The 12463-nt window shown below is 56.7% G+C and carries 12 protein-coding genes, 1 pseudogene and 1 riboswitch; of the genes and pseudogenes, 3 read left to right on the top strand and 10 right to left on the bottom strand.

Annotation, left to right across the window (positions count from 1 at the left end):
• From EAO82_RS12775 to EAO82_RS12790, 4 genes are all read right to left on the bottom strand, one after another.
• On the bottom strand, positions 1-1104 hold the full coding sequence (locus EAO82_RS12775) for a DUF1513 domain-containing protein (protein WP_096347653.1): 1104 nt from the start codon (positions 1102-1104) through the stop codon (positions 1-3).
• Entirely contained in the window at positions 1104-2129 is a 1026-nt protein-coding gene (locus EAO82_RS12780) for an imelysin family protein (RefSeq protein WP_096347652.1), read from the bottom strand. The genes EAO82_RS12775 and EAO82_RS12780 overlap by 1 nt, the downstream gene beginning before the upstream one ends.
• A gap of 13 nt (positions 2130-2142) precedes the next feature.
• On the bottom strand, positions 2143-3558 hold the full coding sequence (locus EAO82_RS12785; protein WP_096347651.1) for a di-heme oxidoredictase family protein: 1416 nt from the start codon (positions 3556-3558) through the stop codon (positions 2143-2145).
• Positions 3559-3669: 111 nt separating this feature from the next.
• A complete protein-coding gene (locus EAO82_RS12790; protein ID WP_096347650.1) occupies positions 3670-5043 on the bottom strand; it encodes an imelysin family protein in 1374 nt (457 codons plus the stop codon).
• Between the two features lie 154 nt (positions 5044-5197).
• Between EAO82_RS12790 and EAO82_RS12795 the strand changes: the two genes are divergently transcribed.
• Both EAO82_RS12795 and EAO82_RS12800 read left to right on the top strand, forming a co-directional pair.
• Positions 5198-5419, top strand: a complete 222-nt coding sequence (locus tag EAO82_RS12795) for a dodecin (protein ID WP_096347649.1) — start codon at positions 5198-5200, stop codon at positions 5417-5419.
• Between the two features lie 262 nt (positions 5420-5681).
• Positions 5682-6584, top strand: a complete 903-nt coding sequence (locus EAO82_RS12800; protein WP_096345063.1) for a D-hexose-6-phosphate mutarotase — start codon at positions 5682-5684, stop codon at positions 6582-6584.
• Here the strand turns inward: EAO82_RS12800 and EAO82_RS12805 are convergent.
• Positions 6550-7938, bottom strand: coding sequence for a sodium:solute symporter (locus EAO82_RS12805; protein WP_096345062.1), 1389 nt, complete (start codon positions 7936-7938; stop codon positions 6550-6552). The two genes, EAO82_RS12800 and EAO82_RS12805, sit on opposite strands and share 35 nt — an antisense overlap.
• Positions 7928-8042: riboswitch (TPP riboswitch) on the bottom strand. It overlaps the preceding gene by 11 nt.
• A 91-nt stretch (positions 8043-8133) precedes the next feature.
• Positions 8134-9642, bottom strand: coding sequence for a flavin-containing monooxygenase (locus EAO82_RS12810; RefSeq protein ID WP_096345061.1), 1509 nt, complete (start codon positions 9640-9642; stop codon positions 8134-8136).
• A gap of 475 nt (positions 9643-10117) precedes the next feature.
• Here EAO82_RS12810 and EAO82_RS12815 point away from each other — a divergent pair, with 475 nt between their 5' ends.
• On the top strand, positions 10118-10933 hold the full coding sequence (locus EAO82_RS12815; RefSeq protein WP_096345060.1) for a CmcJ/NvfI family oxidoreductase: 816 nt from the start codon (positions 10118-10120) through the stop codon (positions 10931-10933).
• Positions 10934-10952: 19 nt separating this feature from the next.
• On the opposite strand, the gene EAO82_RS12820 is transcribed toward EAO82_RS12815, so the two are convergent.
• The 4 genes and pseudogenes from EAO82_RS12820 to EAO82_RS12830 all read right to left on the bottom strand — a co-directional run bounded on the left by EAO82_RS12820 (position 10953) and on the right by EAO82_RS12830 (position 12460).
• Positions 10953-11483: a DsbA family protein gene (locus EAO82_RS12820; RefSeq protein WP_096345059.1), complete on the bottom strand. Its 531-nt coding sequence runs from the start codon at positions 11481-11483 to the stop codon at positions 10953-10955.
• Between the two features lie 17 nt (positions 11484-11500).
• Complete coding sequence (locus EAO82_RS12825; protein ID WP_096345058.1) at positions 11501-12037, bottom strand: redoxin domain-containing protein; 537 nt, start codon at positions 12035-12037, stop codon at positions 11501-11503.
• A gap of 36 nt (positions 12038-12073) precedes the next feature.
• Positions 12074-12347 (bottom strand): annotated as a pseudogene (locus EAO82_RS21010) (TolC family protein); the annotation flags it as partial.
• Positions 12296-12460 (bottom strand): hypothetical protein, encoded by a 165-nt coding sequence (locus EAO82_RS12830; RefSeq protein ID WP_153274293.1) that lies wholly within the window; start codon positions 12458-12460, stop codon positions 12296-12298. The gene EAO82_RS12830 and the pseudogene EAO82_RS21010, both read right to left, overlap by 52 nt.
• Positions 12461-12463 lie beyond the last annotated feature (3 nt).

The following is a 12463-nucleotide window of genomic DNA, read 5'->3' on the forward strand; positions in this document are numbered from 1 at the left end:
TTACAACGCAGTCAGATGATTGTCCCAATGCAGTTTTTCAGGGTTTAGCAGTGTCGCTGTGAGCCTTTGCTCATCCAGCAGATAGACCCCACCCAGGCCGGAAGTCACCACAAACCCACCTTGGGGTGCTGGCAATACACCTGCGGCGTCGGGCAGATGGATATCAGCCACATACTCGCCACTCAGGTAGTTGATCAACACCACACGGTTTCCGCGCGGTGCGGTAATGGCTGCCAAGGGCCCCTGCGTGCTGACGGCCACACTGGCGACATAATTGTGCATTGCCGCCAACGCCTCGGCCGGCAAAGCAACCTCGCTGAACAAGCCCGAGCGGGTGTCCAATCGTGCAATCAGCGGCGGCCGTTCCCACTCTGGCCCCTCGAATTGATAGCCTGCGATGACTACGCCTTCTGAACTGATATCCAGGTGATGGCAACTGAGCTGGTGATGCGAAGGCTCATGCCGCTGCTCAATCTCGCCAGTGTGCCGATTCATCAGCAGCAATGCCGGGCGCATGCTGTCGAGGTTCAGTTTGATGCGATCGTAATCCGGATGGGTAAGAATCCCGCCCATGGCGATAACCAGCGTATTGCCGTCCGGGTGCAATCTCAATTCGTGCGGATCCATGCCGCCTACCGGGAAGTCCGCGACCCACTGATACTGCTGGCGGGCGTCATAGACACGCACCTGGCCCTGGCCATCATTGAAATGGTTGGCGGTGGCGTAGAGATACTGACCGTCTTCACTGAAAACACCGTGCCCGTAAAAATGGTGCTTATCGCCGGAACTCAGCTGATGCAGCAGGGCGCCATCGCGGCCATCGAGTATGTACAGCTCACGGCCAGGGCGCCGCGCAAATACCGCCACCTGAGCGGAGCCAGGCCGCACACAGCCGCCGTGACAACGTTCGGCTACGGGAACGCGGGCAAGCACATGCCCCTGATGATCGGCCAGCGTAATCAGGTGCTGGCCGTTGGCATCATCCGCCGCGCTCAGAAATCGCTGCGGGCGATCCCTCTCGGAGTGCAACCGGGTACAACCTGCCAGGGGACCGCTGAGAACCAAAGCTGCCAGCCCCAGCTGAACAAAACGTCGTCTATTCATCAATCACCATCGCTGGAGTTGAAGCCTTTGACAATCCCGAGTTCACTGGCAATAGGGCCATTGAGCAGGCTGGCGAGCCTATCGATATCGACAAACAGTAGCTGCAGCCCCCGATAAAGCTGCTCATCTTTAAGCGATGCGGACACGTCGGACGGAAGGCTGTCTATTCGCTCCAGGGTGCCGGCCAAGGTCTCCTCGAACTGAGTCAACAGTTGCTCTTTACCGGCATCACGCATCACGGTGGCAAAGCCCGGAAGAAACTCGGATTGCAACCCTTGCAGCGTAGCCTGGATGGCCGTCAGTGACTGTTCACTGCGCCAAGCGTCTGCCAGATAGGGGTTACGTCGTTTCTTGCCTTGCAGGCCCATAGGGGCGCCAAGGCGGGCGTCACGCATGATTTCCAACGAATGCATCGCCGCACTGATGGTGGTGGTCTGATAGCTGTCGCTCTCAAGGTAATGCGGCTTGAACGCGGCCCATTGTTCAACAAGGTGGGTCGCATTGGCGCTGACCTGTGCACTGATGGCTACCAGCAGCTCGCAACCTCGCGGCGAAACGGTGTCTGATTGCTCGCCATAGAGCAGATATTCCATGGCGGGAAAGCCTTTCAGAGCGACACTTTCTCCAGCCAGTGCTTGAGAAGACACCGGGCGCTGATCCTTCATCCAGCGATCTACCTGACGGGCGATCAGATTCTTGCTGTCCGGCCAGAACTGAAACTGCCAGGCCATACTGTTTTGCTCGATCGGCCCAAAATCGATAAAACGTACTCGCTGCCAAGCCAGGAAGGCGCGCAGCCAGTCGTCCCGCAGCGGTGCGGCAGCTGTTTCCTGACGAGTGGCGCAGTGCTCGGTTGCCTGCTGATGAAGGTCGCTGCTGGCGTCTGCCAGGGCTGTGTAGCCGCTGGACAGCTGTGCGTGCCATTGCTCACGCGCTGATTCGGCATAGGCCGAGGAGGTATACAGCAGCGTAAGCAGACACGCACTCGCCAACAGCCGGCTGGGCCGGTTACTCAATACAGACATCAATACGCTCCGCTTACAGGGACTCAAGGAAAACAATCAACGCCGCGCGTTGCTCACTGGACAGTTGTCGATACTGCTCGGTAGCTTGCTCAGCTTCGCCACCGTGCCAGAGAATCGCCTGTTCCAGCGTTTCGGCTCGGCCATCGTGCAGGAAACCCGCCCGAGGATTAATCTGCTGTGCCAGTCCGATGCCCCATAATGGGGGAGTGCGCCATTCGTTGCCGCCGGCGAGGAATTCCGGTCGGCCGTCGGCCAGCTCAGCGCCCATGTCGTGCAGCAACAGATCAGTGTAGGGCCAGATGGTCTGATTGCTCAGGTCCGGTCGGTCGGCAACCACACCGGTTACCTGGCGTGGCGTGTGGCACCCGGCGCAACCACTCTGATTGAATAACTGTGCACCCTGGGTTACCTGCGGCTCATCCATGTTGCGCCGCGCTGGCACCGCCAGACTGCGGGAATAGAAAGCAACGAAATTGGCCACCTTGTCGCTGACCTCCGGCTCACCACCATGTGCAAAGCGCCCGCAATCCTGCTCTTCAGTGCAATCGGTGATCGGAGCCAATGTGGACGTCAGCCCCATATCACCGGCAAATGCGCCCATGCTCTGCTGCATGACATTCGGTTCTGCCGCTTTCCAGCCAAACCGGCCCAGCACGCTCGTTTCTTCGGCTCTATCCCAAACTTGATTGGGACGTCCGGAGATGCCGTCATCGTTGCGATCGTCAGGATCGGCGGCAGCAAGAATATCCGCTTCGGGGATGGCCTCAAGCAAGCCGAGACCTATCATCGGCGGCGCTACCCGGGGCGACACCAGAAGATTCGCAGGCAAAGGTCCGTAAGCAGGTTTCTCGATTCGGTAGGTTGGCTTGCGCAGCGTAACCTTGGTGCCATCCGCGAGGCTTTTTTCCAGAGCACTCCACTCGATGGCCAGATCTGCCTCGGGCTGCATGCCAGGGACAGCAGAGGTCTGAAGCTGGCTGCCATACACCGGAGCGGGTAGAAAGCCATGCTGTTCAAGGATCAGCGCATCCACTTCCGAATCTGCAGGCACTGATAGCCGCAGAAACAGCGACACAGCAGTCTCGCCAGCGGCAGGTGGATGACCGCGACCATCCTTGATATGGCAACCCTGGCAGGAGTTGGTGTTAAGCAAGGGGCCAAGACCGTCGCGCGCATCTGTGCTGGACGGTGCGATTACCCACGGGTTGCGAAAAAAACTGTTGCCCACGCTGAAGTCCAGCCGGCTGGTCATCGGCAGATTGGATTGGGGCAGGGAGTAGGCATTGTGGTCCGATTGTTCAACCGTACCTTCGCCCCCGGTATCGGGCGTGGTCTGTAACGGATACTCGGCTGCCGAATCGCAGGCAGTCAGTAATAATTGGGCGGCCAACAACAAACCAATGGCGGCGGGGCAAGTCAATAGCTTCATGAATGCCTGTTTATCTCACTGTTGAAACAAATGAGAGCCCGACCTCGCGGGCGGACTCTCAGCGTACAGATCACCAGCCACCATGGTGACTGGCAGTACTGTTGTTACCGCTTAGAATGCGTGACCAGCATCATCAGGCTCGAGCGACGCGATACCCAGCTCGCCCGCCACTTTCTCGATAGAGCCAGTTTGTGCAACCAAGCTGCTGATCGCTGCATTGATGATGTCATGGCCTTCCTGGTTATCCGGGGCGATCATCATATCGAACGCCATTGGATTTTCCTCGGCTTCGGCCGCATCTTTCATCGCCTGAACTGCTTCCATGGTGCTCTCCAGTTCAGTGCGCAGTTGCTGGTCCAGCTCGGGATTGCTCTGGGCAACCAGATCCGAAAGGGAAGGGCCGGTAATGGCAGCGCCGTCAGCGGGCTGATACTCACCCAGGTAAACATTCTGGATGCCCTTGGCGTTATAGAAGTGCGAGTTATGGGTATTGTCACTGAAGCAGTCATGCTCGTCTTCATAGGAGTTGGCTTCCAGCGCTACCTTCATGCGCTCGCCGGCCAACTCACCCAGTGACAGGGAACCCATGCCGAACAGCATCTTCTGCAGAACTTCTTCACTGGGCATGGCCAACAGCTCAGCACGATAATTATCAGACTTATCCTCGGCCCACTGCTCGGCCATCCATTGCAGGTCGGTCACTAGCAAGTCGGTTGCCGCATCCAGATACTCGGCACGACGCTCGCAGTTGCCATTGGTGCAATCATCGTTCTTGGCGAAATCAGTCACTGGGCGCTCGCCGCTACCGGCAGAGTAGCCGTTCATGTCCTGGCCCCAGAGCAGAAATTCGACAGCGTGATAACCGGTTGCAACGTTGGCTTCGGAGCCACCCGCTTCATTCAGGTCGGCCAGCAGCTTTGGCGTCAGCTCGGACACATCCAGCGTTTCGCCACCGACATTGATGCTGGTATTGGCAATAATGTTGGCATTGGCACCTTCGTTACCCATCTCGTGCTGATAGTCATCGGCAGCCACGTAATCGATCATGCCTTCGTCCAGCGGCCAGGCGTTGAGTTGACCTTCCCAGTCGTCGACAACTGCGTTACCGAAGCGAAACACCTCGGATTGCTGATACGCAACGCGTGCATCCAGCCAAGCCTGCTTGGCTGCGGTCAGGTTAGCCTCGGTAGGCTCACTGATCAGTGCATCGGTCGCCTCATTCAGAGCCTCTGCCGTTTTCGTAGCGTCCTGATAGGTGGCATACGCAAGATCCGCGTAATGCTTGGCGACTGCCGTACCGTCTACGCCATTGTCAGCGCCTGCCTGGTTTGCATTGTCATTCTCTACTGCGTCGACCACTGCCTCACCGGCCGACTGCTCGGCAGGTGCCTTGGTTTGCGCCTCTTCGTTGTTGTCACAAGCAGTCAGCAATACAGCAGCGGATAGCGCAAGGGTCAATGCCTTGAGAGGGAAGTGAACGACCATGTAGATGAACTCCTGATTACCGTGAAAGATTATAATGATAGTGATTTGCGTTCACGATTATAGGCTTGTGTCGGGATATTGCAACGTCCTGCACATGCGGAACTTAGCGCCCCATCCTTTGCCTTACGGATAACGTTCACAAAAGGAGAAAGACATGTCAGATCAACATGTGTACAAGAAAGTCGAGTTGGCAGGATCCTCTACTACAAGCATTGAAGATGCTATCAGCAATGCTATTGCCGAGTGCGCCAAAACCGTCAAGAACGTTGAATGGTTTGAAGTTGTCGAGACGCGTGGCCACGTCGTTGATGGCAAGGTTGCACATTATCAGGTGGTCATCAAAGTTGGTTTCCGTATAGAGACCGGCTCTAACTGATAGTGACATCCGGACGGGAGGCCGGCGTGGCCTCCACGTTACCTTTGTGCATACCTCCTCATAGTAGAAAACTTGATTTTCCAGGCTTGAACTTCTGATCACTCCCCTCTAATAAAGTATGTAAAGCGCTAGAACCTATTCAAGCAATTCCAGTCAAGCAATTCCAGCCTCAAGGGCCTGCTATCCTATGGCAAATGGGGTCAGCCGGCTTTGCATCAGGTTTCCCCATTCTCCAGTTGAATAGAAGGCGGGGCGTATAAACATGCAATCCCAGACATCCGCGCAGCAGCCGGTCCAGTTACCGGCAGGCATTCGCTTGATTCAAAATCAACATGGCCGAGATTTTCTGCAGATTGACCACCCCGCGGTCAGCGCCAGAATCGCCATGGAGGGTGCGCATATCACCCACTGTCAGCCCTCAGGACAGGGGCCCTTGTTGTGGATAAGCTCCGATGAACCAGAGCTCCCCGGCAAGACGATACGTGGCGGAATTCCCCTGTGTTGGCCCTGGTTCAGCAACACCAGGGCAGGGCCGGCACATGGTATAGCGCGCATCAGCCCGTGGCAGTTGACTGCGGTATCAAGCAATGCTGATCAGGTGAGCGTGCGCATGAGCCTGGCGAACTCTTTGATTGCACAGGCATTGCCGGGTGAGAAGTGGCAGTTGGACGTCGAGTTTGTTCTGGGCTCCGACCTGATGGTGACGCTGATTACCCGCAATATGGGAGAAGAGCCTCAAGCGCTGAGCCAGGCCTTGCATAGCTACTTGCCTGTGTCGGGTATTGATCAGGTAATGGTCCAAGGCCTGGAGAGTTGCACCTATCTTGACCAACTGACGGGGCACCTGCAGATTCAGCAAGGGCCTGTGCGCTTCACCGCAGAAACAGATCGCATCTATTTCAACCACTCTGGTGAAGTGCGCCTGATTGATGCCAATAAACAGGTAATCTCAGTCCAGCGCGAGGGAAGTGATTCCGTGGTGGTATGGAACCCTTGGATTGAAAAATCACTCAGGCTGAGCCACTTCGCCAGCGACGACTACCAGCACATGCTGTGCATTGAAGCAGCAAATGCCGGGCCGGATGCGCGAATCCTCGAACCTGGCGAAACACACAGGCTGAGCAGCAGAATTACACGGGACGCGGCAGATAATTCCGCGGTTTGACCGCAGCCACCAACAGGCAGACCAAGGTGGAGGCTGCCAAGGCGCCGGCAAAGGGCGCCAGGGTCGGAATACTGCCGGGAAATGAAGCTGCCATCACACCGCCAGCAAGACTTCCCGTCACCCACCAACCTGGCAGAATTGCGCCAAGGATCCCTGCCAGCGAACCAGCGATGGCAGCACCGGTGCTCATGCGTGACCACAAACCGAGCAAGACCGGTACGACAGCGGTCGCGCAGAGCAGGTCAGCAATGAGAAACAGACGCAGCACCGAGATGCCTTGCAATGCGACCGCGATCACCGGAATCATCAACAGACAGGTTATCCAGCGTGCCGCAGCGAGGGACAGCCCGCGGCTTTCAGTCACGGCCAGGGACGCGAGCGCGTTCTGCAGCGTATCCACCGACGACGCGACCAGGGTCATCGCCAGCACCAGTGCTGGAATGGTTAACCATGCGGGAGCGTCAGCGAGCAGGGCGAAAAAGGGTATAGGTGGACTTCCCAGTTCAGTGCCGCTCATCGCCGCAGCAATTCCCAGGGCGCCAACCACGGCCACCACCACAATAGTGATTACACCGCCCAACATTGCCCCGCGCCCGAGGGCCTGGCCGTCGCGCGCAGCCCAAATGCGTTGCCAATAGCCCTGGTGAAACAGATTGGCGGCGGTCACCGCAATAATAAGAGTCAAGGTGATGGACAAGGAACTGCCCAGCGGAATGGAAGGCATTGATTGGCCAATGCTCGCCACGTCAGGTAGCCGTTGCAGCGCTACCCAGCCTACCGCGATCAACAGCAGTATCAGCAACCATGCTTGCCAGCGATCCGTTACCAAACTGGCTCGCAAGCCGCCCCATGCGGTATAGAGGAGCGTGGTCACCGCCACGGCGACGATGACCAGGTTGCCGTTAACATCAGACAGCATGGATGTAATAGCGCCAATCGCGGTTAGCTCGGCAATCAGAAAACAAAGCATATATAACAGCGAAATCAGCGCCACCCATCGGCGTACGGCGGTCCCGTAACAGGCCTGAGCAAACTCACCGATACTGCGGCCTTCTGGCAGATGGCGGCGGATCGCTGGCCCACACCAGGCAAATACCATGAAGGGCAGGGCAGCGCCCAAAGCGTAACCGGCGAGAGCTACCGGGCCGGCAAATGCACCGATTTCCGGCGGCGCAAACAGAATCCAGCCGCCCATGCCCGAAGCCAGAAAAGACAGTCCCAGCGCCTGCGCGCCTTGGCTGTTGCGGGCCGTGCAGTAATCATCGAGACCGGAAGCAGATTGGCGTTCACGTAGCCCAAGCCAGGCGAACAGCAACAGAGCAGCCGCCAGCACGGCCAGTGTCAGGTAAAGCATGTCGCGCTTCCTCCGCCGGTATTATCCGGATCAGGTTCCAGGGTTTACTCCGCAAATGATTGCGGCGATTCTCAGTCCGGTAAGGGACTCCCCTGGCGACGTGTGATGTGTTTGTTTAGCGTTGAGGCTGAATAGTGCCAAAAAAACCCGAGCGTGCCTATGGTTGGGTTTCAGTCGGGTAACCGGAGAGAGGGATCAGGCCGCTTCCGAGGCGTCTTTCCTGGCCAACACGGGCTTGACCGAAGCCTCAGGCGGATCGAATGCCAGTATGCCGTCGTCCAGGCTCTCCTTCATCAGCATTTCCGAGTCTTGCAAATAATCATTGAGCACGCGCCAAGGCAGCCCTTTGCCTTGACGCGGTAGCACCGCATTGGCGCGTTGCACATATCCGGCTTCCAGAGCGCCCATGATGGAGGAGGGCAGCGCACTTTCCTCGCCGCCTAGGGGTACTACTACCTGATAATGATGCTGATCCATATGCTTGAGCACACGACATAGATACTGGGCTGCAATGTCTGCCTTGAGTGTCCAGGAGGCATTGGTGTAGCCCATAATCCAGCCCATATTCGGCAGGTTCTGCATCATTACCGCTTTGTAGGTCATTTGCTCGTGAATGGCGAACGGCTTTCCATCCAGCGTCAGCTGCATGCCACCCAGCACCTGCACTTGCAGACCGGTAGCGGTCACGATGATGTCTGCCTCTATTTCCTTTCCCGAGCGCAGTAGCAAACCATGCTCGGTAAATGTTTCTATTTGATCGGTTTCCACCGACACCTTGCCAGCATTGATAGCTTGGAACAAATCAGCGTCCGGGACCGCACAGAGGCGTTGATCCCAGGGCATGTACTCCGGGATAAAGTGACGCATGTCATCCGGGTTGTTCAGCTGTTTACGCACCTGTTTGAGCAAAAAATTCCGTGTTCCGTTCGGCCAACGCTTGGCCGCGCGGTACATCCAGCGCTGGATACGGATGTTGCGTTGGCGGGTGAAGTGATACACCCAGCTATCGGGCAACACCTTTTTCAAGAAACCGGCAATCGCGTCACGGGACGGGACGGAAAAAATGTAGGAGGGCGATCGTTGCACCATGGTCACATGCGCAGCCGTCGCGGCCATAGCAGGTACTAGCGTAATGGCAGTCGCACCACTACCAATGATCACCACCTTCTTGCCCCGATAGTCCAGGTCTTCAGGCCAGGCTTGCGGGTGAATACATTGGCCTCCAAAGCGTTCAGCGCCAGGGAACTCCGGCAAATAGCCCTGGTGATAGTTGTAGTAACCGGTACAGCTGATCAGAAATCGGCAGGTGAACTGCAGCGTCTCACCGGAACTGAGCTGTGTCGCAGTTAGCGTCCAGAGTTTCTCTGTGCTGGACCAATTGGCCTGGGTGATATCCAGCCCGAAGCGGATCTTCTCGTTGATCTTGTATTCGGCGGCAGTGTCGCTGATATACCGCCGAATGGATTCGCCGTCAGCCAATACCTGCAGATCGTTCCAGGGTCGGAATTGATAACCGAAGCTGAACATGTCGGAGTCCGAGCGCACACCCGGGTAGCGGAACAGATCCCAAGTCCCACCAATGGCCTGACGCCGTTCAAGAATCGCGACACTGTACTCAGGGCACATTCGCGACATATGGCAAGCCATGCCGATGCCGGAAAGGCCGGCACCAATAACAATCACATCCAGGTGTTCTGCAGGCATTTTATTGTTCTCATCAGGGCAAGGTGACGCACTCAGCATAGACTGCCTGTTCTGAGTGCGTAAACGACTAGCATATGCTGCCAATTTACGATCAATATCTGCCAACCTGTAAAATCAAGAGAGGGTTTGGCAACCCGCGGCGCGCCGATCACGACGCCCAAGGCCCAGGTGCGTGAAGTTTGATCTAAGGTCCGAACCTGTTATGGCAGGCAAACGATTGTAAAGGGCAGGCCGGGATATCGGATGCTCATGATCAGCGCAAACCTGAAGTGCGATACGCCAGTCATGGTCTAACTGGTCGTCGGTGCCGAGGTTAGAATGGTCCTCTCCTACCGGTCGGGTGCCATGCACTTCGGAACATTTGATAGTGTCCATTCGAAGGCATAGGATTGAGCGGGAAGGTGTCTACATACAAGTTACAGCTCCGCCACGGTGACACCACGGCGGAAGCGGTCAGCAGACCGGGAGAGGCTACTTGAAGCACACAACTGATACGCCCGCTAGCGTCATCACGACACTAACCTACCTGGTCAAGCACGATGTGAAGCCCTATGTGCATACCGAGGCTCTGACCGGTAACAGTGAACCGCACTACTTTGCTGAGCAGGAGAAGCGCGAGGTCACGATACACAACGGTCGTCCGTTGGCAGACAGCTTTTCTCTGGACAAGCAGGGGTTTGAACTCCATCGGCGGGATACGGTGGTCGACGATCTCTACGACGATACCTCAGTGGAAAGCGTCTACTATGACGAGGTCAAGGCCTTGATCAAAGAGTTGACGGGCGCGAGCCGGGTCGTCATCTTCGACCACACCAGGCGCAGCGACGCCGAGCGGCGGGATGTTCGCGGCCCAGCCAGCCGTGTGCATAATGACTACACCGACCGCTCGGGGCCTGAGCGTATTCGCGACGTGCTGGGCCAGGATCAGGCCGCCGCATTGGTGTCGGTGGCCCAGATTAACCTATGGCGCCCGATGAGCGGGCCCGTCAAGCGCTCACCGCTGGCCGTGCTGGACGCCTCGACGCTCGACTCCGATGACCTTCTGGCCACCGACTTGGTCTATCCGGATCGTATCGGTGAGATCTACCACCTGGCCTACAATCCGCAACAGCGCTGGTACTATTTTCCGGACATGCGCCGTGACGAAGTCTTGCTGATCAAAGGGTATGACTCACGTCACGACGGGCGTGCCCGCTTCACGCCCCATACCGCCTTCAAAGACCCCAATACGCCGCCGGGAGCCCCGCCGCGCGAGAGTATCGAAGTTCGCACCCTGGCCTTCTTTGATTAGGTGTCGCTGCCTAGCGATTTCACCCACGCACTAACGAAAGCTCAATCATCTGGCTCATCTCGGTGAACTCTGGAGCCCCGTCATAGCGAAGCCCGTCTATGTAAAACGCTGGGGTGCCATTCACGCCGCTGCGTACGCCGCCATTAAAATCGGATTTTATTTTGGGTACGTAGGTACCGTCTTGCATGGCAAGATAGAGTTCTTCGTCGGAGAGGCCGTGTTTTAAAGCGATGGCCCGAAACAGCGGCGGACCCAATCGATCCTGGTTTTCATACAATTCGTCGTGAGCCTCCCAGAAGAATCCTCGACTCCCGGCATACTCAGCGGTGACCGCTGCAGCCATCGCATGTGGGTGAGCAGTGGTCAGTGGAAAGTTACGGAATACGAATAGCAGATCATCGCGAAAATGCTGTTGTAGCTTTTTGACGACCCAATACGCTAAGCCGCAATAGGGACATTCATAGTCGCCAAATTCCACCAGTGTGACCTTGGCATGCGCACTTCCCTGGCGATGGTCGCTGGCACTTACCGGGACTTTGAGAGTGGCCATGGGATCACCTGTTAATTTTAGGTTGGCGTGCTTTGTGATGAATTCGCCAGAGCATCCAGCGCATCCAGAATGCCGTCCGCCCCAGGGTTGATTGCCATTGGCGAAATGTAGCTCCAGGCGATCACTCCCTCCTTGTCAATCACGAACAGCGCCCGCTTACAAACTCCCAGGTGGGGCTCGTACGCTCCATATTGTCGTGCCACAGCCCCTTTGGGCTCGAAATCGGCCAGCAGGCTGAAGTGAAAATTCCGATCTTTGGCAAATGCCTGATGACACCAGGCGCTGTCAACTGAGATACCCAGTAGCGTCGCACCGTACTCTCTGAATGTGGGTAGCAACTGGTTGTACAAGGTCAGTTGGTCTCCACAAACCGAGGTCCAGTCAGCGGGATAAAACGCAAGTATCGCGGGATTTCCCTTTAACTCGCGCAGCGACAGCTGTTGATCAGGGGTTGCGTACAGAGTGAAGTCGGGCGCAACAGTGCCGGCTGACAGCGGCCCCTGAACTAGGTCGTCATTCTTTTCCTTTGCATCATCCAATTCTGAAGTGTGCATTGCATGAACCCCGATAGATGGGCGGTTGGGGTCTGCTCAGCGGGATACGACTTGCCCGGGGGGATAACTCCATCCACCGCCAAGTGATTTATAGATGGCGACGAAGCCTCGATACACCTCGATCTCACCCTGAGCCTAATTGTCCTCGGTTGCAAGACGTTCACGTCCGCATCAAGATGCACGAGGAGGTCCGCGGTGCCTTCGCGGTATTGGATTGAGGCCAGGTTGGCAGCGAAAGGCTGGATTTGCTCTGACGCACTATTGATTATAGTCGTTGTTGGCGCTTGCAGTAATCGCTGAACGCATTTTCGCAGTTCTTGATGCATATTTTTCAAGCGCATAAGCCATAGCCGGACCCACGAATACGTAAGCAGGGAACGAGGAGGAGGGTGACGCGTGTTCTTGATCGGCTGATTTGGTCACGAT

The organism is Halopseudomonas pelagia, from assembly GCF_009497895.1.
Taxonomy (GTDB): Bacteria; Pseudomonadota; Gammaproteobacteria; order Pseudomonadales; family Pseudomonadaceae; genus Halopseudomonas; species Halopseudomonas pelagia_A.